Consider the following 25,737-nt stretch of genomic DNA (forward strand, 5'->3'; position numbering starts at 1 on the left):
TTTTCATATGGCTCCTCGCTTAATTTCGGCCGGGATTGTTTTATTAATGGGTACGCGGTTCCAGTTATTTGGTTGCTTTAGCTTTGGTGCTAATGCACAAGCTGATAAAAGGTTTGCAATCAAAATCATAAAAATGATCATTTTCATTTTAATGCTCCTCTATTTTTTTCAATAAATAAAGTCTAACATTTATTATCATTATTATAATTTTAATAATAAAGTAAAGTGTATAGTTTTGGACAGTTTCTTTTTTCTTAATTTCATTTTTTAATTTCTAAAAATAATTCAGTTCTAGTGCAGGGATCCTAGTGCTAAATGCTAACCGCTTATTTGATTGTGCGGCGCTTACGGAAATATTATTTCTTGTAAGATTTAATTCTCCATAGATGTCCCAATGTAACGCCTTTTGCTAAAGCATTGGCTATGCTTGACAGCTTAAACAACAGCACAATAGAGATAATGGACAAGATGAGAGCACCACCAAGCGCATAACTGATATTCTGATTGCCATCAAATTTAAAATCTTCCATGTAATTGGCAAAGATATTCATTAATAAACTAGACATAGTTGCTAGGAGAAAAATGAGAATTGTGTAGCTTAAGATTTGAGCTATCCATTGCTCAAAAAAGCGATAGGTTGGCTGCCAAAGCAAAGCAATGATGAAGAATGGCCCGAGCCCGACAAGAAGTGTAATTGCAACGTTTGCCAGCAAAATGAATGCGCCACCGACAGCGGTAAGGAAGCTTGTTGCAAGTAAGATAAGGATACCAAAGAGACCATAAAGGAGCCCATCAGCATCTAAGAAAGCTGCCTCTTCGAAAGCTTTGCTTGCACATTCGAATCCTTTCTCAGCCACTGTGTCGATCAGCTTGGCTAATTGATCTTTTTTTTGTGAATTTTGCACAAGTGCTTTTACTAAATCATCAGGTGTTTCCATTATAAGATTTTTAATGTCCTGTTGATAAAGCCCTGCGGTTAAGGCAATAGAAGTAATAACACTGACTCGAAAGCAACGGTTTACGAGTTCAGCGAGAGGCATATCTATAGCACCACGAATAACGAGCCATCCATAGATGATAAAACCAAGCGTGAGACCGATTGATACAATGGGGGTGATTGCAACGATCGCTTTTGATGAAATATCCATGACATATGTATTTGTTGCTTGATCAATTTCATTGAATAGTTTTGAGAACATTTGGAAGCTCATGGTATTTTTCTTTCACGAATTTTCACTTATCCATTGTTTTAGGATACGATTTGTCAAAAACATTTTTTGGGGTATGAAATTGTTCAAAGTTTTCTAAATATTTTTCATCGTATTGAGATGGTATGAGAATGATGCATTCATTTTTTTCACGATCAAAGAAAGTTATGATTAATTCCGTATAAAACCTCATTGTGTAGCGCTAGCGTATCTCACCTGTGGCATGCCTTTGTTTTTATGATTTAAAATTCTTATGTTGCGTTTATATTTTTGTTGGCGGATCAGTGTTTGCTCTGCATTCCGTAAATGCGCAACCATTTGTAATTTTGTAGCCTCGTTCTGGACCATGGCGTGCATGCCTTTAATGTGCGCTTGTACCTCGACAACAGCTTTCAAATCTTGTGTATCCTTAAGTGCCATTAAATATTGTGCGATTCGCAAAAAACGTTCTTCTGTTTCTTCAAAAACTTGCAAACTTACAACCTTATCCATGATAGAAGCATATTGGCTACGTAAATCAATAAGTGCGCGTATTTCGTGGATAGATTTTGCGGAATACTCTTCTTGTTTTCTTATATCCGCAATCAATTGAGGAAATTTCGGATCAATCGTTTCTTCTTTATTCTCATCATAAATGTGTTGCGGTTCCGTAAGTAGAAGATCATCATCATTTTTCATGACGGCGTTTGGTATTCGACGTCCCGTTATAGATTCATGTATTTTTGTAATTTGCTGAAGGTGCGCCTTCGTGTTATCAAGCTGTTTTTTTAATAACTCAATAAGTTCCGGATTCTCTTTTAGCGAAGAAGAATTCGCTGCCATTACATTTTCATCTTGTCCTATAAATGACATAGCTAAACGTGGCATTCCAAAGAACATGATTATTCCTGTTATAATAAGAATCTTTTTCATATGGCTCCTCGCTTAATTTCGGCCGGGATTGTTTTATTAATGGGTACGCGGTTCCAGTTATTTGGTTGCTTTAGCTTTGGTGCTAATGCACAAGCTGATAAAAGGTTTGCAATCAAAATCATAAAAATGATCATTTTCATTTTAATGCTCCTCTATTTTTTTCAATAAATAAAGTCTAACATTTATTATCATTATTATAATTTTAATAATAAAGTAAAGTGTATAGTTTTGGACAGTTTCTTTTTTCTTAATTTCATTTTTTAATTTCTAAAAATAATTCAGTTCTAGTGCAGGGATCCTAGTGCTAAATGCTAACCGCTTATTTGATTGTGCGGCGCTTACGGAAATATTATTTCTTGTAAGATTTAATTCTCCATAGATGTCCCAATGTAACGCCTTTTGCTAAAGCATTGGCTATGCTTGACAGCTTAAACAACAGCACAATAGAGATAATGGACAAGATGAGAGCACCACCAAGCGCATAACTGATATTCTGATTGCCATCAAATTTAAAATCTTCCATGTAATTGGCAAAGATATTCATTAATAAACTAGACATAGTTGCTAGGAGAAAAATGAGAATTGTGTAGCTTAAGATTTGAGCTATCCATTGCTCAAAAAAGCGATAGGTTGGCTGCCAAAGCAAAGCAATGATGAAGAATGGCCCGAGCCCGACAAGAAGTGTAATTGCAACGTTTGCCAGCAAAATGAATGCGCCACCGACAGCGGTAAGGAAGCTTGTTGCAAGTAAGATAAGGATACCAAAGAGACCATAAAGGAGCCCATCAGCATCTAAGAAAGCTGCCTCTTCGAAAGCTTTGCTTGCACATTCGAATCCTTTCTCAGCCACTGTGTCGATCAGCTTGGCTAATTGATCTTTTTTTTGTGAATTTTGCACAAGTGCTTTTACTAAATCATCAGGTGTTTCCATTATAAGATTTTTAATGTCCTGTTGATAAAGCCCTGCGGTTAAGGCAATAGAAGTAATAACACTGACTCGAAAGCAACGGTTTACGAGTTCAGCGAGAGGCATATCTATAGCACCACGAATAACGAGCCATCCATAGATGATAAAACCAAGCGTGAGACCGATTGATACAATGGGGGTGATTGCAACGATCGCTTTTGATGAAATATCCATGACATATGTATTTGTTGCTTGATCAATTTCATTGAATAGTTTTGAGAACATTTGGAAGCTCATGGTATTTTTCTTTCACGAATTTTCACTTATCCATTGTTTTAGGATACGATTTGTCAAAAACATTTTTTGGGGTATGAAATTGTTCAAAGTTTTCTAAATATTTTTCATCGTATTGAGATGGTATGAGAATGATGCATTCATTTTTTTCACGATCAAAGAAAGTTATGATTAATTCCGTATAAAACCTCATTGTGTAGCGCTAGCGTATCTCACCTGTGGCATGCCTTTGTTTTTATGATTTAAAATTCTTATGTTGCGTTTATATTTTTGTTGGCGGATCAGTGTTTGCTCTGCATTCCGTAAATGCGCAACCATTTGTAATTTTGTAGCCTCATTTTTGAAAATAGAAAGTGTACCTTCCATGTACGATTGTAATTCTAGGATGCCCTTCAGATCTAGCTGAGTTGGTATCACGGAGAAAGCACCTTTAATTTTTCTAAAACGACTTTCTGTTTCCCTAAAAACTTGCAAACTTACGGCTTTATCTACGATTGCTGCGTATTGACTGCGCTTTTCGATAAATTGACGTGCTTCATGAACTGAAAGGCGGCTAAGATATTGGTTTATAACAATGTTTTCCTCTACAGCTTTTGAGGAACCTATATTATTTTCTAAAAAACTGTCCTTTGTAAATCCACTTTTGCCGTAAATGGACTCTGGATTTCGAAAATAACCAGTAGTTAAACTAATTCTTGGTACAATATCCTCTTGACGAGGACCTGTTATAGATTGGTATATTTTTTCTGTTTCTTTAATTTGCTCTTTTGTTGTGTTAAGTTGTGCGTTTAAGGTATCGAGAAATGATGTTATATTAAGGGGTTCTTTGATCTCTTTATTTTTTTGTGGAAGGGGGGTATTGTTTTGAGGAGGGATTTTACTTCCTTTAGTAGGGGTTTTAGCTGTACTTGTGCCAAAAAAGAAACTCCACAAATCTAGCGTTTTGGATGGATCTAAGACTCCTCCAACTATAACACCCATTGCTGAGTTTTGGATCCCTAACGTGACAGCTATTGCTATTAAAATAATAGTTTTTCTCATGTTGTTTTTCTCTTTTGAGCATTTTCAGATTATTTTGGTAAATTACAAAGATACTTAATCAATAATGCTGAATACGATTACTAAAAAAGTGCAGCCAAACACAAACAGAGAAAGCTGATAATACAAGCAAGTTATGATAAACTCTCATCGTATAGACCGTATTATCGGCATCCCTTTATTTTCACTGTTAAGAATTCTTATATTACGTTTTTGCTTTTGTTGACTAATAAGTGCTCGTTCTGCATTGCGTGAATATGCAACCATTTGCAATTTTGTAGCTTCATTTTGGATCATGGCAAGCATACCTTTTATACGTGCTTGCAATTCAGCAATACTTTTTAGATCAGTTGTTGTATCGAGTTTTTCTACAAGTTCTGAGATTTTCTTAAAACGATTTTCTGTTTCTTGAAAAGTTTGTAAACTTACAGCTTTATCAATGGCAGTTGCATATTGCATGCGCTTACCAATAGAATCACGAGACTCGCGAGTAGAGGTAGATATGTCTTCTTCGTTTAAGATATTTTTAAGTGACGCAGATATAGCTGAACGAACAGTTTTATTATAAATCAACTCTGGATTTTTAAGAAAAAAACTATTTTGATCTGTTTGTATCTCTGTGGGACTTTTAATTTCAAATTTTCGATTTCCCATTATAGATTGGTGTATTTTTTTCGTTTCCTCAAGTTGTTTTTTTACGACTTCGAGGATTTCCCTAAGACTTATTTCCTTTTGCTGTGGCGACGCTGGCTTTTTGGCTGGTTTTTTTGATCTTGGGGATGACCAATTAAACCAAGACGTTGAAACTGATGCTCCCAAATCTGCTGCTCCAGCTCCCCAACTCCAAGCCATGGCTGAGTTCGAAAATCCTAAAGTTATTGTTACTGCTATTGAAATGATCTTTTTTTTCATGTTTCCCTCCTGTCATTTTTTGCGTGCTGTAAAAAAATTGGCAACCATATTGCTGGATCATCACCAACTTCCGCGATAATGCTTTCGACTAATTCTGCGTTATCGGGCGTACCTGATAACACCAAGAGCTCGTCACTAAAGTCGTATTCGATAGTTTTTCCATCGCGTGTCAGATGGAATTTACCAAGATTCAGTTCTGCAAGCGCAGATTGATCACCTTGCTTAATGAGGAATTGGCGACTAAACTCACCAAGTCCTTTAACGAGTTCAAATTCGGTATCTGTTAGCTTAAAGCCTTTTGTATAATCTTCATAGTTTGCTTTGGGATTAGCTAGAAAAATGTAAGTCGCACACTGTTGAATGAGTGTTTTAGCAATATTACTTTCCAAGGCATCGCTAGGCTCTTGTGTTGCGTAAACAAAAATACCATTTTGTTTACGGATAGTCTTTTGTTTATTTTTCGCTAAATCTTCAAAGTACGGATCTTGCAAAGGCTTCCAAAACTCATCAAAGATATACATAAATCGCTGTCCGCTAATCATACCTTCTGTGCGGTAAAGCAAATACATCATCACTGGAGTGCGAGTTTCAAAATTATCTAAAAATTCCGTGATATCAAAGCCGTAAATTTGATGTGTTGAAAGATCAAGAGCATCATGGGGATTATCAAATAACCATCCATAATCACCACCTTCACACCATTTTAGTAAGCGAGCATGAACAGATGGGTGGGTATTATAATCACTTAAATGTGGATTTGGTAAAAATTGTACCAGAAAGGACAAACGACGGAGTGATTGGTCAATGTTACTGCTCATAACAGACATAACAGCTTTGTTAATTTCTTCTTCGTCGTGATGCGTGACCTCACCACCAGCTTCTGCCAATTTTTTAACAAATTGTTTCAGAAAAATCAGATTTTCTTGTGTGGGTGGGAGTTGGAAAGGATTGAAACCACTTCTCCTGCCTGGCTTGAATGTTAAATATTTTCCCCCCATCGCTCGAATGGCAACTTCCATGCCACGATCTTTATCAAAAACAACAGTTGTTGGACTAAATTTTTGCGCTTGTGCTAACAAAAAGCCAAGTAACACGGTTTTACCGGAACCAGATTGTCCGATAAGTGCGGTATTACCAAGCAAACGTTTATCTGTCGAGTCCTCTTCAAGTTTGGAGGCATGAAAATTGAAATAAAGCGGTGTTTTACTGGTTGTTTTAAGAATTGTGACGGCCGGTCCCCATGGGTTTCCAGTGGGTTTTCCTGACATAAAATTATGAAAAGATGAAAATGATAAAAAGTTCAATGATGTAATCGGAGCAGGACGTGGTCTCCATTTCCAATTGCCAGGAAGTTGTGCCCAATAGCCAGCCTCTATCGCTAAGTCTACAGGTTTGGGCAGTACCGCAACGTCTAGTAATGCTGCACTTGCTTTGGCCATATGGTCGCGAACTTGTTGAATTGTATCACCATAGATAGTCAATGTGCAGTGATGTTCTCCCATGACAAAATGCCCACTGATAAGCTGGTTTAGTGCTTCATCAATTTGTTCAATTTGGCTCGTTGCCACATCTCGTGCATCAATAAGATTACGCTGATGCCGTTGTAAATAGTCTTTAGCAGCATGTCTGGAGAGCACTGAAAAGCTCTGTGTCAATACGAACTCGAAGTCACTTTCCAACAAAACATTTAATTGTCCTGGTTTGGTTGTTGCATCATATTCTTTAATTTCCAGCATTCCAAATCGACGCATCCCACTGCTTGTTCGCAATTCACCAAGCGCACCCCATTTTGAGAAAAAAGGTCGATTGATAGACATATAGTCAGCAAAACGGTCATAGCAAATGGGCATAGGGCGATATTCACCATTGACAAGCATTCCAAGGAACTCAAGTGCAGAAGAATAAACATGCCCATTTTTTTCATAAGTACCAAGAAGTTCTGCACCGTAACGGTTTAAAGACTGGACTAAAGTACGATTGATGTCATTGAGTTCTTTGATACACGAGTCTTGTCGCATCTTTTTTTGATCAAGCGTTTCACGTTCATGTTTAGAAAAGAACGACATAATTTTATCTGCAATTGGTTGAAAAACGATAGTCAGATATAGATCATTGACCATCAAGTTATAACCAGTAAAGCTTTGCCGATATTTTTCATCAAGCTGATAGCAAAACATTTGATCAAATGTTGAATCAGGATATTCATAAACACGGCGGCGCACAATATGAGTCCAAAGCGATAAATTAGCAGATGCAATACCCCGCAGCATATTGTTAAGATCTTTTGTCCATTGAAAAATATCCTCTTCTGAGGCACTTTGATGCGAGCGACCGTCAATCTTCCAAATTGACAAATATTCTGCATTTTTAGTAGAGATAATCGTATCTGTAATATGATGTGAATAAGGCAGAAACAGGCTTACAGATGTCTCTGATGCAAGGCGTTTGCTGCTTTCAACAGCTGTCATGTTTATCTCCTTTTACTATAATGAGAGGGACTATAACTTGATGCGCCCCAAAAACCTTTGTTGCGATTGCGAAACTTAGTATCGATCCATAACCACCAGATACGAAACGCCTTATCATCGTTCTTAGTAATTTGCACCATAATGAACCATAATGGAGGCGCAATAATCCACAAAAAGATACTTACCGTCATAGCAATAACAGCGACCCCCATAACCATAACGATAAATGGCATCATGGGGACACCCCATATCGTTGGAACACGGGTCGCTCCTTTGAATAGGGGGAATTCTCTTTGTTCTTGTGATTTCATAGGAAGTTCTCATTATTGGATGTAAAATAACATGTGGCTAATATAGAAAGCTGCACCAGCAATAATAACACTGAATGCCCATCTTATAAATGTAGCTTTTGTGATGATGCGAAATATATAAATAAGCAAAAGAAATAAAAGAATGATAGCAGCCGCGCCAGGAATAACCATACTTAAACCATATTGCATTCCTATGAAAATATCTAAACTCTTTGTTGCCGTTTGCGCATATGCAGATTGAGTTATGAAGAATACAATTGAAGTGATAACAATAGCACTGATATTGTTATACGTTTCTGCTTGAAGAATCTTTGATCGTTTCATATCTCTCACCCTCGTTTTGGTTGAAAGCAGCATAAATAATATTTTCTTTTTTGCAGTATGAGGAACATTATTATAGTACCTACAACCAATGCATACAGTTTAAAAAAACATTAAGTATTATATTTATCTAGGTTAATATCAATTAGATGTAAACAACATCGTAGCAAGTTGGGTTGCTGATCCAGCAATAATAACGCCGATTGCCCACCGTACAAACGTATCTTTTTCGATATAGCGCCCTGCATACCCAATTGCTAAACATAATAGTATAACGGCAGCGGCAACAGGAATAATTTTAGTAGAGAGTTCTGTTTTTAGCTTAGTTAAAACTTTGTTAGCATTCTCTAGGTTTGCATATGCAGGATGTGTCATAAAAAATGTGCTTATAGTTGCAGAAATCGCAATAACTCTATTGTTACATTTTGACTGAAGATACATTAATTTTTTCATGTTTTTACTCTTATTATGTTCTTATAAAAACTTTATAATTAATCTCAATTAGGCTTAAATAACATATTAGCAATCTGGAGTGCTGATCCAGCAATAACAACACCGATTGCCCACCGTACAAAAGTATCCTTTTCAATGTAACGTCCTGCATAGCCAATTGCTAAACACAAAAGTATAACGGTAGAGGCAACAGGAATAATCACATCCAATTGTTGTTTAAATTTTTCTAAAGCCTCTTTTGCTTTAGTTAAATTTTGTGCTTGCGCAGATATGGGGTATGTTATAAAAAACACTATTATAGTGGTAAAAATTGCGGTGATTTTATTGTCACTTTTTGATTGTGGATTATTTAACATTTGCATTCTCTACTCTGATATTTTCATAAACAATGTTTTGTATTGCATTTGATTATGGTTTGAGTAACATGGTAGCAAGTTGGGTTGCTGAGCCTGCGATAATAACGCCAATCGCCCAACGCACAAATGTATCTTTTTCTATGTAGCGCCCTGCATAACCAATTGCTAAGCACAAAAGTATGACGGCAGCAGCAATAGGAATAATTTTTTCGATAAGCTCTTTTTGCAAACCTTCTAAAGCTTTTTTAGCGTTTCCTAAAGGTCCATTTTGAGCGTATACAGGATTATTCATAAAGAATAAAGTTATAGTTGCAGAAATCGCAGTGATCCTGTTATTACTTTTTGATTGGAAATTAATTAACTGTTTCATGTGATTTAGCCTCAAAGAAATATTTTATGTTTAAATTATCAACTAGTTACCTTTAAACAATAAAGTTGCGATTTCGACGGCTGAACCGGCGATGATAACGCCGATTGCCCACCGTACAAACGTATCTTTTTCGATATAACGCCCTGCATAACCAATTGCTAAGCACAAAAGTATGACGGCAGCAGCGATAGGGATAATTCCGATTAATTGAGTCTTGAAGGTATCTAAAGCGTTTTTTGCAGTATCTAAATTTTGTGCTTGGGTATATATGGGATGCGCTAGAAAAAAAGCAGTCATCAGAGCAGAAATTGAAATAGGTTTATTAACCATTAGCTGAAGAATTTTTGATTGTTGCATATTGTTTACCCCAATTTAGATTACAGTTGGTATGAAAGCTCTATCTTTTTTATGTGATTTTTATTGATATGCATATAATTTTTGAAATTTAGGTTTGTCTTTGAATAATAAAGAGATTTTATGGTTTTGTGAATAACATATTAGTAAGTTCGGCTGCTGAACCAGCAATAATAACGCCAATTGCCCATCGTATGAACGTATCTTTTTCAATGTAGCGTCCTGCATAACCGATTGCTAAACACAAAAGCACAACAGCAGCAGCGATAGGAATAATTGTTCCTAGTTCTGTTTTGAATTTTTCTAAAACATCTTTTGCGTTTTTCAAGCCCTGTGCTTGGGCCCACGCAGGGTAAGTCATAAAAAACACAGCTACAGCTGCAGAAATTTGAGTAGCTTTATTACGAACTGTTTTGTGAAGAATATTTTCTTGTTTCATTTTGCTTGCCTTCATTAAGATTAAAATTGCCACAAATAACCCCCCTCTCATGAAGAAATTTAAAAAGATACTTTGGATCAGCCCAAGTTCTTAGCTTTCCTCTTTGTGTAAGTAATGTATATTTATTTGGCTTTCCGGTGATTGGATCATCGGAAATAAACGTGAAATACCATTCCCTTTCTGAAAGCATTACGACTGTAATCTCACGTGCTGCTTTTTGACTAAATGCTATGTCAACGCTGTTTTGTTCTATCATTTTCATTATCTTTGCCCTCAATTAGAAGAGATTTTGTCCAATCTTACTAATTAGAGCTTTAACATTTTCTTATCTACCTTTCATTATAATATCCTATCAAAATTTTAGGGCTTCATGAAAATATCAGTTGTCACTCTAGCGAGCTTCTCGATGAAGAAGAATCTTCAGCCGAAAAAGCATCACTGGCGCCACTTTCTTTATGTGTAAATGCATCTTCCTCTCCTTTTGAAGAAAGAGGAAGAGAATCTAATTTAGTTGTCTGTTCTGGTTCTTCTTTTTTAAGTTTTACAGGCTCCTGCAAATCTTCATTTCCTCGTACAGCAGCCTTTGCTCCAATATATGAAGTAATTTTCTGTATAGAGATGTTGTTTGAATGTTTTGTGTCGTAAAAATTCAATACAGACTGCAAAGTCGCTTTTTCAAAGATGCACCTTGGTGTTATTTGTTCATAGCAGTAAGTTAAAGCGCTTTGTTCAGCTTTAATATTTCTGCAAAAATCAAATGCATCAAAAAGAGAAAACAATTTCACATTTCCAGCATTAATTTGCCCTGAAATTATGTCAAAATTATGTTTATTCTGTTTAAACTGTTCAGCTGTTGCGATTGTTTTTTCAAGCTGAGATGATTGATAGAAAAAGTTATCTTTTCCACCTGTTACATAGACACTGTCCTGCACTTCTTGTTCGGCGATAACTGAAAATGCTATGGGGGGCGTATTGAACATGTATGCAGCAGCAAAAAATGTGAAGTCTGGAACAATCATTAGCAATACACCTTATTATGAAGAATTTTATTAGTAGAAAGGCTAATTCTTTGTGGCGCTTTCTCTCGTTGTCTTTTGATTTTATAAATTTGCAGGATGAGATTGTTTAGCTTAGAATATCCCGTGTGATTATTGCTTTGTTCTCTTCTAAGAACATTTTTAATATATGCGAATATCCAACAAACAAGATAAAAGTGTGGAACAAAATAGAGCGCATTACGCCAACCAATATTATTGGAATCACGAGAAAAGACAGAGTTTTTACAAAATAATAATCTTTGATACTGTATTGAAGCTGCTTGTTTTATATAATTCTCTAGTTGAAAAAATCTTTTCAAAAAACATTTATACGAGGTAAAAAGCCGTTGTGTGTGAGCGGAGGTTTTATTGTTATAATGAACTACACCATCATTATACAGAGAGGGCTTGTTCTTTGTTGCGTATTGCCATAATTTATAGAGTGACGATTTATATTTACTTTTGACACCTGATTCATGAGAGTCAGAGAGGTGTAATGGTGCTTGAGCACTGCATTTAGTAGTTCCAGCAATTGAACTGAAAAAAGATGCAGTGGTGGTAATTGATATACCAATAAACAGCTCTTTGTGGTCCAAAATACATCTCCGTCAAAGTGATATATGTATCGTAATTTTAATTTCGATAATAAATAGACAAAAATTGTCTATAATTGTGTTTAAAATATGGCAAGAAAAGATTCTTTTTTGCAAGGGGAGTAATTAAGGTGAATGATCTCAAGAATATGAATTTTGATGAACTACAAGAGATGCGTACACAAATCGATGTGGAATTAAAAAAACGGCAAGCAAAGGAAAAGCAAAATGCGCGACGAAAAATTCTTGAAATTGCTAATGCCCATGGAATTGATATCGCTGATCTTGTGAGCAAAGAGCGCCATTATAGAAATCCCAATAACCAATGGGAATTATGGAATGGGCGTGGACGTAGACCTAAGTGGATTAAAGAGTGGTTGGAGAATGGGTATACACTTGATGAACTTGAAGTAACGTAACACATGTGCGATATTTACAAGATAAGGGAATACCAAGGAATGTAAATGCAAGAAGTATGCTCTTTTGGGTAATTTGATTGTATAAACATACTGAACAAATATGTTAAAGTATTGAGTGACCAAATACAATGATAGGGAGCATGAACAAATTTATTTAAATGCAAAAGGTCTTGTTGTTATAATCTGGCAAGCATAATGATAATGCCAGATTAAATATTGTAATTGCTTTTGGCATTTGAGAGAGGGGGATATTTTGCTTCTTTTTATCGTTTTATTGACATTGCTCTTTTTCGTCTATGCAAATAAAGAGTTTTATTGATTCTTAAAAAAAAGGTCGAAATAAGAATAATATTGCATAGGGATTTTAACTCAATATGCAAAATGATAATTTTATCAATTCGTATGTTAATAAATTAGCATACTTATATTTTCGAAATATTGTTCTGTAGAACAATCCTGATATTATACACTTTATTTGCCTCCAATGTTGTTAAAGCCCTTAGTACTTGAGAGGGAGAGGCTTTTTATTAGCTTTGTTTAATTGTTTTTATTTATACGATATTCTCGCTTGTGATGTGTAAGCGAATGATTTTGATTGATTCAACATGAGAGAGATTTGAAATAAGAGTATTTTATGATCGTTAGATTTCTCATTCAATATAATAATAATGAATTATTATTATAAATAAAAGTGTTGTGTGCTAAAAAGCCTTGTTTATTTTGTTATGCTGTGAAATGGTTTTTTTTGAGGTGTGGAGGTATAAGGCAACTTTTTTGAGACGTTTTTTTCAGTGCGTGGTGAATATTCTTAGAATGTAGCTTGCTTGTCGAGTCTTATGTGAAGTGAAATATGGGAAGGGGAAGTCAAGAGAAAATTACTCGACAGGAATCTGGTTTGTAAACAGATTGGATGAGATAGGAGTTTTTTGTTCTTTGAAGGAGGGAGGCAAAGGTTGTAAAAAAGTGAAATAGTATGAATTTTTTCTTAAAGTGGGAAGCCGTGTAGGAGACGTGGGGCATTTGGAGTGAGTCCGGCAGCTTCTTGAATGAAATATTTTTTCATTTTTGGCGCTTGATTAATGATTCCAAGGCCGGTATCGCGGAGCATCCGTAAAAGAAGGCTATCATTAGAAAAGAGTTTATTAAGCCAATCATTGCTTAAAGCCATACGGACAATTTCAAAACGTCTCCAGCTTTGATAGCGCTCTAAAGCAGTGAGGGAGCCAATGTCAAGACCTAGTCGTGCTGTTTCAATAATCACTTCAGCGAGGGCAGCGCTATCGCGTAATCCTAAATTGAGTCCTTGTCCTGCAATGGGGTGGATGGTGTGGGCGGCATCGCCAACGAGAGCAAAACGTGGTTTAACGCATTGACGTGTTAAAGAAAGATTCAAAGGAAAAGCTTGACGTTCGCCATTCCAAGAGAGTTTGCCTAATCGATGGCCAATGCGTCTTTCGAGTTCTGCTTCAAAAATAAGGGCATCAGCTTTGAGATAATATTGCGCAGTTTTATGATCTTCATTCCACACAATGGCGGATCGGTTGCCTTTGAGAGGGAGAAGAGCAAAAGGACCAGCAGGTAAAAAATGTTGAATTGCTTGACCATTATGGGGTTTTTCATGTTCAACTGTGCAGATGATTGCTGTTTGTTTATAGGGATGAGAAAAGTTTTTAAGACCTGCTTTTTGGCGTAATTTCGAATGGGCTCCGTCAGCTGCAATAAGCAATTTTGTTTGCCAAACCTCTTCATTATTTAAATTGACAGTTGTATGTTGGTCTTCTTGATGAAAATCAATGACACGCGTGTTTGCAATAACAGGGATATTGAGATCTTTGATACGTTTTTTTAAAGTGTTGATGAGTTCTCTCTGCTCTACCATAGCAGCAAAGGGCTCACCAGGGTTAATGTCGCCTTCAAAGGTTAAAAGGGTGGGTTTGACAGGATCACTTGTGCTTGTGTCTGTGATGATCATTGAATGAATGGGTTGCGCATAAGGTTTTATAGGTTCCCAACATTGTAATTGTTTTAACATACGAATAGAAGCGGCAGCAAGGGCAATGGTTCGTATGTTAGAAGCAGGGGTATCTCCTTGTGGAGCAGCATCAACGATTTTTATTTTCAGATTAGGGGCTGTTTGTTTGAGTGCTATCGCTAGGGTTAAACCGACAGCCGCCCCTCCTGCAATGAGCAGATCACATTGTTTCGTTTTATGAGATTTAATTTTTTTATTGGGTTGTACGTCTTTATTGCGATTAGAACACACAATACTTCTTCCATTGTTTATAGTTTGCTTTCTTTTAAAAAGAATATCTTTTTACATTGCCTAAAATAGCTTAACTTTTACTTTTCTTTCTGCTTTACAAAAGCGAGGTTTATTTTTAGCCCCAATCTGATGATAGATTGGTTTTTCAGAGTTCTTCTGCTTAATCATTTATGTAATTCATTTTACAGATTTATCGGATAAGCTTTTTTGAATATCCTCTTCAATTCTTTTTACACTTGGTTGATAAAAAAGAAAACTAAAAACAAACAAAGATGGTCGTGTATTTTTTTAAGTCGTATGAGTTACTTTAGTGTTACCTGTCTTGAAGAGGGACATTTAGTGAGTATGATAATAAAAAATTGTGTTCATTCGTGATGGTTAAAACAGTATTCATATTTTGCTGTTATCATGATGTAGCGTAAAAAACATCATCTGTTTAGGAAGGTGCTGTAGCACCATGTAACACTTTACACATGAGGTATTTTTTTGTTGATCGTGTGATAAATATTCAGGGAAAGCTTTTTATCTGCCTTATGAAGGATTGTCTCTTAGGGTGGTGGTATATGAATGATATGAAGTGGTTAGAAGGTAGAACGTGCTAGATAAGAAGTCGGATTGTTTACAGGCTATTTGTTTACAGATCGGTACAGAGTTTAAGCTTCATCTTTTTTTAATAGAGAGAGGGAGTTATAACTCTTTAAAATATGAAAGTTTTGTATTTGGAATTGATAGATGCACCGAAGTTCTTCTCCTTATGATTCATTAGAAGTGCGAAATTCTCAAGGTTCGCGTCTTATTGAGATGTTTTTACGTCAGATAGGGGTATTTATTGGGCTTGGGCTTTTGGGCTTTATTATTTTTTGTGTGTTTGCTTTGGCGACGTGGAATGTTGCGGACCCATCTTTAACCCATGCAAGTACAAATGAGGTTACAAACCTTATGGGGTGGATGGGGGCAATTTTTTCAGATTTTATTATGCAGTTTTTTGGCTTGGCAAGTCTTGCTGTTTTGTTGCCGCCGTTATTTTGGTCTTTTCTCTTGTTGGCGCAAAAGAATATCTACAATTTGACTTTTCGCTTTTTTTTATGGGTGCTATCAACGATTTGTTTTTTAATTGCTTTTGCCCTTATGTCACCTGTTGCTTCTTTTACTTATTGGCCATTGCCAATAGGATTGGGAGGGGTTTTAGGAGATAAAGCTTTAAGTGTTGCTTCTTCAGTCTTTCCTCTTTTTCTTTCTCCTCCTTACACGGTGTTTTTTAGTGTTGTTTTTATTCTTTTAGGGTTTTTCACTGCTGCTTTTGCTGGCAATGTGATATGGCGGCGTCGAACAAAGAAAAGAAAAGAAAAAAGCATTCCAAAAGACGAAATCGTTAATCCAGTTTTTGAGTTGGAAGAAGATACGGAATATGCCGCAGAGGATGAACGTGAAAATCATGGTTTTTTTGCGACAACTTGTGGCGCTCTTTTACATCTTTTTTATTTTTTACAAGCGCGTTTTTTTCGTTTATTCTGTTTCAAAAAGCGTTTTCAAAGTAAAGGGCAAGGAAAGTCATTTGATCGGATTGAGCCAACTTTTTGGGGTGAAAAAGTAAAGTATAAGGAAAATCAAAATAAAGCCTATGTTTCTCCTGCTAAAAATCGAAAGTCTTTAACAGCTTCTTCAAATGGTGGTTTTGTTCTTCCTTTTGTAGATTATCTTTCGGTTCCACCGCCGTCTGTTCGGGATGCAAAACTTTCTCCTGCTGTTTTAAGAGCAAATTCTCAGGAACTTGAAGGGGTTTTGTTAGATTTTGGGGTCAAGGGGCAAATTATTGATGCTTGTCTTGGACCGGTGGTGACTTTGTATGAATTTGAACCGGCTGCTGGCATTAAGTCTTCCCGTATCATTGGTTTGGCAGATGATATTGCACGCTCGATGCGTGCCATTTCAGCGCGTGTTGCGGTGGTTCCAGGACGTAATGTGATTGGAATAGAATTGCCTAATGCAAAGCGTGAGATGGTTTATTTACGAGAAATATTGCAGGCGCAAGAATTTATTGACAGCAAAGCAAAGCTAGGACTTGCTTTGGGTAAGACAATCGGGGGGGAAGCTGTTATTGCAGATTTAGCAAAAATGCCCCATCTTTTGGTTGCTGGTACAACAGGATCGGGAAAGTCTGTTGCTATCAATACAATGATTTTATCATTGCTTTATCGTATGACACCTGAACAATGTCGTCTCATTATGGTGGATCCGAAAATGCTTGAGCTTTCGGTTTATGACGGCATTCCTCATTTATTAACACCCGTGGTGACAGATCCTAAAAAAGCCGTGATTGCTTTAAAGTGGGCTGTTCGTGAAATGGAAGAGCGCTATAGTAAAATGTCAAAATTGGGCGTTCGTAATATTGATGGGTTTAATGCACGTCTTAGGGAAGCAGCAAGTCAGGGAGAGACAATGGCGCGGACAATTCAAGTTGGATTTGATCGCGAGACCGGTGAGCCTCTTTATGAAACGGAAACGCTTGATTTTAGTCCTATGCCCTATATTGTTGTCATTATTGATGAAATGGCTGATTTGATGATGGTTGCTGGTAAAGATATTGAAGGCGCGGTTCAACGTTTAGCACAAATGGCACGTGCTGCCGGTATCCATGTAATTATGGCGACGCAGCGTCCTTCCGTCGATGTTATTACTGGGACGATCAAAGCCAATTTTCCTACACGTATTTCTTTTTCTGTCAGTTCAAAAATCGATAGCCGAACAATTTTAGGTGAACAGGGGGCAGAGCAATTATTGGGACAAGGAGATATGCTCTTTATGATGGGAGGAGGACGTATTCAGCGTGTGCATGGGCCTTTTGTTGCGGATGACGAAGTGGAGCAGGTTGTTGCGCATCTCAAAGCGCAAGCTCGACCTGATTATTTGGACACAGTTACACAAGAAGTTGAAGAGGATGGTGCTGATGTTTCTTTGGCTTCTCCTTCAGAAGATGATCCCTATAGTCAAGCTGTTGCTATTGTGCTTCGTGATCGTAAGGCTTCGACTTCCTATATTCAACGCCGTTTAGGCATTGGTTATAACCGTGCTGCGACATTGATTGAGAGGATGGAAGAAGAAGGTATCATTAGTCCAGCAAATCACGCAGGGAAACGAGAAATTTTAGTGCCTGCCGAAGAAGAGCGCTTTTGAAAAATCTTTATAGTTGCTTTTTATAATATCTTATAAAACAAGTGTTTATTCTACTGTATCGTAGAAAGTCTGCATTTTCACATACCAGTTCTCGATTTGCGATAGCTCCTTGGCACTTGAGACTCTTTATAAGGGGATTCTTATATCTCATATAACTTTTATCCATACACTAACCTTGCTTGTAACGTGCAAGCAAATGATTTGAATTGATTCAATATGAGAGAGTATATGATGAGAGAATCTTACTGTATTTGGCGTTATGATTTAAGTTAAAAGGATAATTTATTATAAATCAATATCTTGGTATAAAATAATGTCATTGCGAATGTAGAGGTATAAAAGCATGTAAGGCTTGATATTTAAGTGTCTTTTAAAGTGCGCTCTAAATTTTAGGGCAAGGCTTATCTGTGGAGCCTTATATAAATGAATCTATGGGGTAGGAAGCTAAGTGAAATCTGCTAAACTTCAAACTGTTTACAGATTGGTTCGGGTGGAAATTTTTATTCTTTTGGGTTGGAAGGAAGTCAAAAAAGCATTTTTGCAACTTATAAAGAGTTTTTAGGTTCGCGAGCAATATGTTTAGTACTTAATCTGTTATGTATTGACTATAATCTATGTTGTTTCATAGATTAGGAGTGGGAAAGATATATTATGCGTTTAGAAAAGCAGCAGAAAAGCAGGAATTTGGATGCTTTCGGAAACTTAAACGCAGACTGATTATTTGGAAATGATACCGCAAGAGCTTGCAAGAAATAAAGAAGGATGTTTTTTATCTTTTTCTTTAGCAGATGATCCCTATAGTCAAGCTGTTGCTATTGTGCTTCGTAATCGTAAGGCTTCAACTTCTTATATTCAACGGCGTTTAGGCATTGGTTATAACCGTGCCATAACATTGATTGAAAAGATGGAAGAAGAAGGTATCATTAGTCTAGTAAATGATATGGGTTAGCGGAAAGTTTTGAGATTGTCGAAGAAGAATACTTTTAAAAATATTTTGATAGTTTTTTCAAACAATATCTTTATCTTATAAAGAAGGGTATTTATTCATCGTTGATTACTTAAGTTATAAATTATAAAGTCAATTAAGTATTGCTTGGGAGCATTTTTTATGAAAACGTCTTTTTTGCTGCAAAGAAGAGTCTTTGGGTTGGTGATAATTATTATCTTTTGGTGTTTAACTTTTCCTGTTTTTTCGCAAGCGTCTAATAAAGTGATAAAGGCGCAAAATGTTGTAAATCACTTTGCGGCAATCAAAACAATGACAGGTGATTTTATCCAGTTTAGTCCAAAGGGAAAAATGTCTCAGGGGACATTTTACCTAGAGCGTCCAGGGAAAATTCGTTTCATTTACAAAAAAATGCCTTTACAGATTATTGCAGATGGCCAATTTGTAGGTATTAACAATCGGGCTTTGAATACTTGGAACTTTTCACAACTTTCGCAAACGCCAATGAAGTTTTTGCTAGATGATAAAATTGATGTATCTGCTGGGCGTTTATTCGCATTTCGCGAAGATCCAGGGGCTGTGACGATTGTTTTGCGTGATAAAACGATTGGGGCAGGGCAAATAAGGATGGTTTTTGATTCTAAAGGCTCTGCTTTGCGACAGTGGACAATTGTTGACCAACAAAATTTGGAAACTACTGTGCAGATTATGAATGTGCGGACAGACGTCCGGTTCGCTAATGGAATGTTTACACTTCCTTCGAAGAAATAGTGCTGTGTTGTTTCATTGGGATTGAAATGGATGTTCTTTCGTATTGCAACTTGGAATATTAATTCTATTCGTTTACGTCTTGCGCAGGTTTTTCAGTATTTGGAACTCTTTTCCGCAGATGTTTTGTGTCTACAGGAAACAAAATGTCCAGATGCTTTATTCCCAGTGGAGGCTTTTGAAGCAGCGGGTTATAAGCATATCGCATTGAGTGGACAAAAATCTTATAACGGGGTGGCTATTGTTTCTCGTTTGCCTTTTAAAAAGGTAGAAAAGCGTTTCTTTTGTCAAAACCAAGATTGCCGTTATATCTCAGTTATTGTGGAAGTCCATGGGAGAAGCTTGCAGATTCATAATTTTTATGTTCCTGCTGGGGGAGATATTCCTGATGCTGATGTGAATGAAAAATTTCGTCATAAGCTTGATTTTTTAGAAGAAATGTCCGCCATTCGTGCGGATCAAGGAGATGGTCTTTCTTCTCTTTTGGTGGGCGATTTGAATATTGCTCCTTTAGCAGAAGATGTTTGGTCTCATCAGCAATTGTTGAAGGTTGTAAGCCATACTCCCATTGAAACTGAGCGTTTAAAAGCTTTATGCCGTCAAGGTGGATGGGTTGATCTGATGCGGTTGCATATCCCTGTTCCTACCAAGCTTTACACATGGTGGAGTTATCGTGCACGCGATTGGGCATTTACCGATTATGGACGGCGGCTTGATCATGTTTGGTCTTCTCAAGATTTAGCACCTTTTGTTGTAGATCTTTCGATTTTTCGTGATGCGCGCGGATGGGAACGTCCTTCAGATCATATTCCTGTGCAAACTGTATTTGATTTTTCACGTCAAGTTTGAAATAAGAAGTAAATAAAGTATTAATATTAAATAATGATTCTGAAAGAATGCGGGAGAGTAGATGTATATCAGAAATCTCAAAAGGGGCGCTTCTCATGGATTACTTTCTAGTGTCTTGTTGTGGTTGCTTTTGTCAGGCTGTATGGTTGGTCCTAATTACCAGAAGACATCTTTTCGTGTTCCAGCAGTTTGGGGAGAAAAATCTGCACAGACTGCAGGGCAGCCAGTTGCGCTTGCCGGATGGTGGCGGCGTTTGAATGACCCTGTTCTAGATGCATTAATGGATTATGCGATTTCTGGAAATAATAATGTTGCTATTGCCAAAGCGCGGGTACGTGAGGCGCGTGCGGGTTTAGGACAGGTTGTGGGAACTCTTTTGCCAAATGTGTCCAATTCAATTTCAGGAACTCGTAGTCGTTCTGGACAGTCTGATGCATTATTAAACCAATATCATAGTGGTTTTGATGCAAGCTGGGAGCTTGATTTTTTTGGTGGGCATAAACGAGCAGTTGAAGCAGCACGTTATGGTCTTGATGCAGCTGTGGAAGATATGCGCGCTACCATGGTGACATTGCTGGGAGATGTGGCAACAAATTATGTACAAATGCGTGGTTGGCAACAAAAATTGTTGATTGTGCGGCAAATTGCTATATCACAACGTAAAACCTATGAATTGATGCGCGCTAGATTAACAGCTGGTGATGTTTCTGAGCTTGATGTTTCAAATGCGCAAGCACAAATGGCAAATACAGAAGCAGATATATCGCAGATGGAAGCGAATTTAGCAATGAGCATTCATCGCCTTTCTGTCTTAACTGGTTGTGTGCCTACGGCATTGAAGGATCTTTTACAAAAAAATGCTAAGCATGCAAAGATTCCACAACCACATTGGCCGATACCAGCAGGAATTCCGGCTGATATTTTGTTAACACGTCCGGATTTACGACGGGCAGAGCGTCAATATGCGCAAGCGACAGCGCGGATTGGTCAACGTGAAGCAGATCGTTATCCATCACTGACTTTAACAGGTAATATTTCGACAGGAGCAACGGCAATTGATCAGTTATGGAAAAATTCAACGATTGGCTGGTCTTTTGGACCTGGTCTGCGTTTTCCTCTTTTTAATGGAGGTCAGGTTGAGGCTTCTATTGTGGTAGCGCGTGCACAGCGTGATCAAGCTTTTATTACTTATCGAGCTGCTGTGTTGGAGGCTTTAGAAGATGTAGAAAATGCGCTGGTAAGATTAACGAAGGAACATCAACGCTTAGAAAAGCTAATCGTTGCGAATAAAGCTTCTCTTCATTCCTTAAAACTTTCACGGAGCCTTTTTGAGAATGGAAATACCAGTTTTCTTGAATTGTTAAATGCTGATCGCTCTTATTATTCTGCACAAATGGCACTTAAAGATAGCCGTGTTTCTTTGGTTACGCAATATATCACGTTGATGAAAGCATTGGGCGGGGGATGGGATGGCGTTGTTGATGTATCGCGTCCAGAAGTCGTTGATGGTGCACCTCGTTCGCGTGCAAAGGTAGGGAAATGAAAAAAAGCTTACTTAAAAATTTCATTACAAAACACAAAAAACTTTCCTTCTTTTTAACTGCTATATTTCTCATTCTCTTGTTGTGGTTACGTTCTGTTTTTTTTGGAACATCTACTCCAACTTATATAACAGCGGTGGTGAAGCGTGGGGATATTGAGGAAAGTGTTTTAGCTTCTGGTCTTGTACGTCCTTATCGGTTGGTGGCTGTGGGTGCGCGTGCAACAGGGCGTGTGGTGTCAATGCGCGTTTCCCCTGGGAGTGTTGTGAAAGAAGGCGATCTCTTGGCAGAAATTGATCCTACAGATCAGGAAAATGATTTAAAAAGAAAAAAAGCAGCATTATCGCATTATTATGCGAGTTTGGTAGAACAAGAAGCCTATCTTTCTCTTGCACAGAAAAATTTAGAGCGTCAGAAAAAAATGATCGAAACACGTGCGATTTCACGTGCGAACCTCGATGAGGCTGCAACACAGGTGAAAATACGCGAGGCGCAAATTGAACAACTTCGTCAGCAGATTGTGCAAGCACAAATTGATGTGGAGAGTGCAGAGGTCAATTTAGGTTATACACGCATCACTGCCCCTTCAGCGGGAACGGTTTTGGCAACAGTTGTGGAAGAAGGGCAAAATGTGAATGCGGTTCAGTCGGCGCCAACAATTGTTATTTTGGGTGATTTATCAAAGATGACGATCAAGGCGCAAATCTCAGAAGCCGATATTCTTAAAGTTCAGGCTGGACAACCTCTTTATTTTACAGTTCTAGGTAATTCTCAGCGTCGTTATCAAGGCATTTTAGAAAAGGTAGAACCGGCTCCTGAGGCAATTCGTGCTGATGTGAGTATTAATCCTGGTATGGTAGGTGGTTCTAGTGCTTTAATATCGTCGGCTATCTATTACAATGGAATTCTACATGTTGATAATGCGGACAATTTTTTGCGAACCTATATGACTGCTCAAGTTCATATTATCTTAGGGCGCGCGCAGAATGTCTTGTTGGTTCCAAGTGATGCTTTACGCGATGAGACAAGAGAGCGTAAAGCGTGGGTTTCTGTTTTGGTGGGGGAAAATAAGGTGGTTACTAAACAGGTGATTGTTGGGTTGAATAACAAGGTTATGGCAGAGATTGTTTCAGGACTTAACGAGGGTGATGTCGTCATCACCGGCTCGTCTGATGGAGTGATGCCAGAACCTTCTAACATGCATAGCGAAGACGAGAGTTAAACCATGAACACGAACCAAGCAGATGCTGTCCTTGTGTTGGAAAATATTGTATGTAAATTTCCTGCAGGCGAAACATTTGTTACTGTTTTGAAGGATATCAATCTTACCGTTAAGCGCGGTGAAATGGTAGCGATTGTGGGAGCTTCTGGTTCAGGAAAATCCACATTGATGAATATCTTAGGCTGTCTTGATCGGGCAGCTTCTGGTCATTATTGGATTGCAGGGAAAGAAACAGCCTCTCTTTCAGCTGATGAATTGTCAGCTTTGCGGCGCAATCATTTTGGTTTTATTTTCCAGCGCTATCATTTGTTGAATGAATTGACAGCTCTTGGGAATGTTGAAATTCCGGCTATTTATGCAGGATGTGCTGTGGAAGCAAGGAAAAAGCGTGCACAAGATCTTTTAACGCGCTTGGGCATGGGCGATCGGGTCAATCATCGTCCAAATCAACTCTCAGGTGGTCAGCAACAACGCGTTTCTATTGCTCGAGCATTGATGAATAATGCAGAGGTTATTCTTGCAGATGAGCCAACCGGTGCACTGGATAAACAGAGTGGACAGGAAGTGTTGCGTATTTTGGATGAGCTTCATCAAGAAGGTCGTACTATTATCATTGTAACCCACGATATGCAGGTGGCCAAAAGAGCAGAGCGTGTTATCGAAATCAGTGATGGAGAAATTATTGCTGACAGTATGACAAAGGTTGCAAAGAAAAGAGCAGCGGAGGCAAAAATAAAAACGGATAGTCAATCTTTTTATGAAAAACAGAAACTAAAAGTCAAACAACAGCTTGGCTCTTTTCGGTCTTTTGTTGAGCGGTTTCGTGAGGCATTTGTTATGGCTTTGTTGGCAATGAATGCACATCGAATGCGAACTTTTTTAACAATGCTTGGGGTGATTATTGGCATTGGGGCGATTATTGCTATGGTGGCTTTGGGAAATGGTACACGAGAGAAGATTCTGGAAAATTTTAAAAGCTTGGGTGCTAATACATTAACAATTTTACCTGGCAAAAGTTTTTCTGATCCCCAAGCAGACAAAATAACAACTCTTGTTGAAGCTGATGCAGAAGCCTTGTCTGGGTTACCTTATGTTTCTGGTGTAACACCTCAGATTTCAACAAGCTCGAAAGTGCGTTTTGGCGCAGTTGAAGTCAATGCCGTTATTGTGGGGGTGGGAGAACAATTCTTTCAGACACAGGGGCTTAAAGTTTTCAAAGGACAGTTTTTTGATCAAAAAAGTGTGCATGATCGGGCGGTTGATCTCGTGATTGAGAAAGAGGCATTGTCTGTTTTATTCCCTCATAGTCATGAGAGCCCACTTGGAAAAGTGGTGCTTGTGGGTAATGTTCCAGCGCGTATTATTGGTGTTGTTGATTCGCAAAACCAAGTAAGTGGAAACACATCGAATACATTACAGCTTTATTTGCCCTATACAACAGTGCAAACGCGTTTTCTTGGCACAACAGAAGTTCGTGCGATTACCGTTAGGATTGCTGATGATGTTGATTCACATTTAGCGGAAAACATGGTAAAACGTTTTCTCATTATGCGGCATGGTGGAGAAGATTTTTTCATTAGAAATTCAGAATTCTTCCGTGAACGTATCATGGAGAGTACACATATCTTAACACTTTTAATTTCTTCAATTGCAGCTATTTCATTGATTGTGGGGGGTATTGGGGTGATGAATATTATGCTGGTCACCGTTTCTGAGCGGATTAATGAAATTGGTGTGCGTATGGCAGTTGGTGCACGCCAGAGTGATATTTTGCAGCAATTTCTCATTGAAGCGGTGTTGGTTTGTGTCATTGGTGGTGGTTTGGGAATCCTGCTTGGGCTTTCTATTGGTGGTTTATTTCTTCTGTTTAAGGCGCCTATCCACTTGGTTTATACGATTGATTCGATCATCCTATCCCTTACTTTTTCGACCCTTATTGGAATATGTTTTGGTTTTTCTCCAGCGCGGCAAGCTTCACGGCTTGACCCTGTTGTTGCTCTTTCACGCGATTAAGCTTTATCAATTGGAGCATGTTTGTTGTGATGTTTTCCACTTGGATAAAACGTCTATGAAGCGAAACATGGAGGAGAAAAGTTTAGCATGATTCGCTGTTCTATTTTAGAAAACGCTTTTTTCGTTAAGTGGAGCATGCTTTATAGAATGTTAAAGGATGAAGTTTTACGGCACAACGTATCATGAATAAATTTCCCTTGTATTTTTATAGCTATACAAAATACAAGGTGCGGTAGCTTTAGGGTTTTTACCTAAAATAGGAGGGGTAGGGAGTGTAATATCTGTTAATAAGCAAAATAATAAAGAGGAAAGTTTAAATGAAAAGCAGCATATATCCAAAAAACGAACGGGTATATGAGGCGTGTTGGTCTATACACTTTTTCCTTTTCTTTTTTTATTCATGCACCTGTTTGTTTCTCACAAATTGTGTTGCAAAGGGAGGGGCGTTGGTATTAGTAGCGTTTTGTTTTAAGATTCTTTATAGCTTTATGCGACGGAGATATAGGTTTTCACGAATCTCCAGTTTTGTAGGGAGAACGAGATGAATACACTTATGGGCTCATGCTGCT

The 25,737-nt window shown here is 37.7% G+C and carries 26 protein-coding genes and 1 pseudogene; 8 read left to right on the top strand and 19 right to left on the bottom strand.

Annotation, left to right across the window (positions count from 1 at the left end; genetic code table 11):
- Positions 1-3: 3 nt before the first annotated feature.
- From PVV60_RS03110 to PVV60_RS03195, 18 genes are all read right to left on the bottom strand, one after another.
- Positions 4-147: a TrwH protein gene (locus PVV60_RS03110; RefSeq protein ID WP_273723061.1), complete on the bottom strand. Its 144-nt coding sequence runs from the start codon at positions 145-147 to the stop codon at positions 4-6.
- A gap of 209 nt (positions 148-356) precedes the next feature.
- Positions 357-1,211 carry a type IV secretion system protein gene (locus PVV60_RS03115; protein WP_273723062.1) on the bottom strand — a complete coding sequence of 285 codons (855 nt, stop codon included), beginning with the start codon at positions 1,209-1,211 and terminating at the stop codon, positions 357-359.
- Between the two features lie 186 nt (positions 1,212-1,397).
- Complete coding sequence (locus PVV60_RS03120) at positions 1,398-2,120, bottom strand: type IV secretion system protein (protein ID WP_273723064.1); 723 nt, start codon at positions 2,118-2,120, stop codon at positions 1,398-1,400.
- Positions 2,117-2,260 carry a TrwH protein gene (locus tag PVV60_RS03125; protein ID WP_273723061.1) on the bottom strand — a complete coding sequence of 48 codons (144 nt, stop codon included), beginning with the start codon at positions 2,258-2,260 and terminating at the stop codon, positions 2,117-2,119. The genes PVV60_RS03120 and PVV60_RS03125 overlap by 4 nt, the downstream gene beginning before the upstream one ends.
- 209 nt (positions 2,261-2,469) lie before the next feature.
- Positions 2,470-3,324, bottom strand: coding sequence for a type IV secretion system protein (locus tag PVV60_RS03130; RefSeq protein WP_273723062.1), 855 nt, complete (start codon positions 3,322-3,324; stop codon positions 2,470-2,472).
- A 186-nt stretch (positions 3,325-3,510) separates the two neighbouring features.
- The gene (locus tag PVV60_RS03135) at positions 3,511-4,362 is read right to left on the bottom strand and encodes a type IV secretion system protein (RefSeq protein WP_273723065.1); all 852 of its coding nucleotides are present in this window, start codon (positions 4,360-4,362) and stop codon (positions 3,511-3,513) included.
- 144 nt (positions 4,363-4,506) lie between these two features.
- Positions 4,507-5,271, bottom strand: a complete 765-nt coding sequence (locus tag PVV60_RS03140) for a type IV secretion system protein (RefSeq protein WP_273723066.1) — start codon at positions 5,269-5,271, stop codon at positions 4,507-4,509.
- Positions 5,268-7,739, bottom strand: a complete 2,472-nt coding sequence (locus PVV60_RS03145; RefSeq protein ID WP_273723067.1) for a VirB4 family type IV secretion/conjugal transfer ATPase — start codon at positions 7,737-7,739, stop codon at positions 5,268-5,270. Before PVV60_RS03145 ends, PVV60_RS03140 begins: the two co-directional genes overlap by 4 nt.
- Positions 7,740-7,741: 2 nt before the next feature.
- Positions 7,742-8,050: a type IV secretion system protein VirB3 gene (locus PVV60_RS03150; protein WP_273723069.1), complete on the bottom strand. Its 309-nt coding sequence runs from the start codon at positions 8,048-8,050 to the stop codon at positions 7,742-7,744.
- A gap of 12 nt (positions 8,051-8,062) precedes the next feature.
- Positions 8,063-8,374, bottom strand: coding sequence for a conjugal transfer protein (locus tag PVV60_RS03155; protein WP_273723071.1), 312 nt, complete (start codon positions 8,372-8,374; stop codon positions 8,063-8,065).
- A 138-nt stretch (positions 8,375-8,512) separates the two neighbouring features.
- The gene (trwL, locus tag PVV60_RS03160; RefSeq protein ID WP_273723073.1) at positions 8,513-8,824 is read right to left on the bottom strand and encodes a VirB2 family type IV secretion system major pilin TrwL; all 312 of its coding nucleotides are present in this window, start codon (positions 8,822-8,824) and stop codon (positions 8,513-8,515) included.
- A 44-nt stretch (positions 8,825-8,868) separates the two neighbouring features.
- On the bottom strand, positions 8,869-9,186 hold the full coding sequence (trwL, locus tag PVV60_RS03165) for a VirB2 family type IV secretion system major pilin TrwL (RefSeq protein WP_273723074.1): 318 nt from the start codon (positions 9,184-9,186) through the stop codon (positions 8,869-8,871).
- A 46-nt stretch (positions 9,187-9,232) separates the two neighbouring features.
- Entirely contained in the window at positions 9,233-9,550 is a 318-nt protein-coding gene (gene trwL / locus PVV60_RS03170; RefSeq protein ID WP_273723075.1) for a VirB2 family type IV secretion system major pilin TrwL, read from the bottom strand.
- A gap of 42 nt (positions 9,551-9,592) precedes the next feature.
- Positions 9,593-9,907, bottom strand: a complete 315-nt coding sequence (gene trwL / locus PVV60_RS03175; RefSeq protein ID WP_273723076.1) for a VirB2 family type IV secretion system major pilin TrwL — start codon at positions 9,905-9,907, stop codon at positions 9,593-9,595.
- 118 nt (positions 9,908-10,025) lie between these two features.
- Complete coding sequence (gene trwL, locus PVV60_RS03180; protein ID WP_273723078.1) at positions 10,026-10,343, bottom strand: VirB2 family type IV secretion system major pilin TrwL; 318 nt, start codon at positions 10,341-10,343, stop codon at positions 10,026-10,028.
- Positions 10,306-10,605: a KorA family transcriptional regulator gene (gene korA, locus PVV60_RS03185; protein WP_273723079.1), complete on the bottom strand. Its 300-nt coding sequence runs from the start codon at positions 10,603-10,605 to the stop codon at positions 10,306-10,308. The genes trwL (PVV60_RS03180) and korA overlap by 38 nt, the downstream gene beginning before the upstream one ends.
- A gap of 124 nt (positions 10,606-10,729) precedes the next feature.
- A complete protein-coding gene (locus tag PVV60_RS03190) occupies positions 10,730-11,362 on the bottom strand; it encodes a TrwN protein (RefSeq protein WP_273723080.1) in 633 nt (210 codons plus the stop codon).
- Complete coding sequence (locus tag PVV60_RS03195; protein ID WP_273723081.1) at positions 11,362-11,976, bottom strand: hypothetical protein; 615 nt, start codon at positions 11,974-11,976, stop codon at positions 11,362-11,364. The genes PVV60_RS03190 and PVV60_RS03195 overlap by 1 nt, the downstream gene beginning before the upstream one ends.
- Positions 11,977-12,104: 128 nt before the next feature.
- On the opposite strand from PVV60_RS03195, the gene PVV60_RS03200 reads away from it, so the two are divergent.
- Positions 12,105-12,392, top strand: coding sequence for an H-NS family nucleoid-associated regulatory protein (locus tag PVV60_RS03200; protein ID WP_015857007.1), 288 nt, complete (start codon positions 12,105-12,107; stop codon positions 12,390-12,392).
- A gap of 985 nt (positions 12,393-13,377) precedes the next feature.
- Here PVV60_RS03200 and PVV60_RS03205 read toward each other — a convergent pair.
- Positions 13,378-14,655 carry a ubiquinone biosynthesis hydroxylase gene (locus tag PVV60_RS03205; RefSeq protein ID WP_273723084.1) on the bottom strand — a complete coding sequence of 426 codons (1,278 nt, stop codon included), beginning with the start codon at positions 14,653-14,655 and terminating at the stop codon, positions 13,378-13,380.
- A gap of 732 nt (positions 14,656-15,387) precedes the next feature.
- Between PVV60_RS03205 and PVV60_RS03210 the strand changes: the two genes are divergently transcribed.
- The 7 genes and pseudogenes from PVV60_RS03210 (at position 15,388) to PVV60_RS03240 (ending at position 25,168) form a co-directional block, all read left to right on the top strand.
- Positions 15,388-17,829 (top strand): DNA translocase FtsK 4TM domain-containing protein, encoded by a 2,442-nt coding sequence (locus PVV60_RS03210; RefSeq protein ID WP_273723086.1) that lies wholly within the window; start codon positions 15,388-15,390, stop codon positions 17,827-17,829.
- A gap of 715 nt (positions 17,830-18,544) precedes the next feature.
- Positions 18,545-18,778: pseudogene (locus PVV60_RS03215) on the top strand (DNA translocase FtsK); the annotation flags it as partial.
- A 159-nt stretch (positions 18,779-18,937) separates the two neighbouring features.
- Positions 18,938-19,546 carry an outer-membrane lipoprotein carrier protein LolA gene (locus PVV60_RS03220; RefSeq protein WP_273723087.1) on the top strand — a complete coding sequence of 203 codons (609 nt, stop codon included), beginning with the start codon at positions 18,938-18,940 and terminating at the stop codon, positions 19,544-19,546.
- A 30-nt stretch (positions 19,547-19,576) separates the two neighbouring features.
- Positions 19,577-20,392, top strand: coding sequence for an exodeoxyribonuclease III (locus tag PVV60_RS03225; protein ID WP_273723088.1), 816 nt, complete (start codon positions 19,577-19,579; stop codon positions 20,390-20,392).
- A gap of 61 nt (positions 20,393-20,453) precedes the next feature.
- On the top strand, positions 20,454-21,935 hold the full coding sequence (locus tag PVV60_RS03230; protein ID WP_273723089.1) for an efflux transporter outer membrane subunit: 1,482 nt from the start codon (positions 20,454-20,456) through the stop codon (positions 21,933-21,935).
- The gene (locus PVV60_RS03235) at positions 21,932-23,155 is read left to right on the top strand and encodes an efflux RND transporter periplasmic adaptor subunit (protein WP_273723090.1); all 1,224 of its coding nucleotides are present in this window, start codon (positions 21,932-21,934) and stop codon (positions 23,153-23,155) included. Before PVV60_RS03230 ends, PVV60_RS03235 begins: the two co-directional genes overlap by 4 nt.
- Positions 23,156-23,158: 3 nt before the next feature.
- The gene (locus PVV60_RS03240) at positions 23,159-25,168 is read left to right on the top strand and encodes a MacB family efflux pump subunit (protein ID WP_273723091.1); all 2,010 of its coding nucleotides are present in this window, start codon (positions 23,159-23,161) and stop codon (positions 25,166-25,168) included.
- The last annotated feature ends 569 nt before the right edge of the window (positions 25,169-25,737 follow it).

Source organism: Bartonella sp. AU18XJBT (genome assembly GCF_028618595.1).
Taxonomy (GTDB): Bacteria; Pseudomonadota; Alphaproteobacteria; order Rhizobiales; family Rhizobiaceae; genus Bartonella.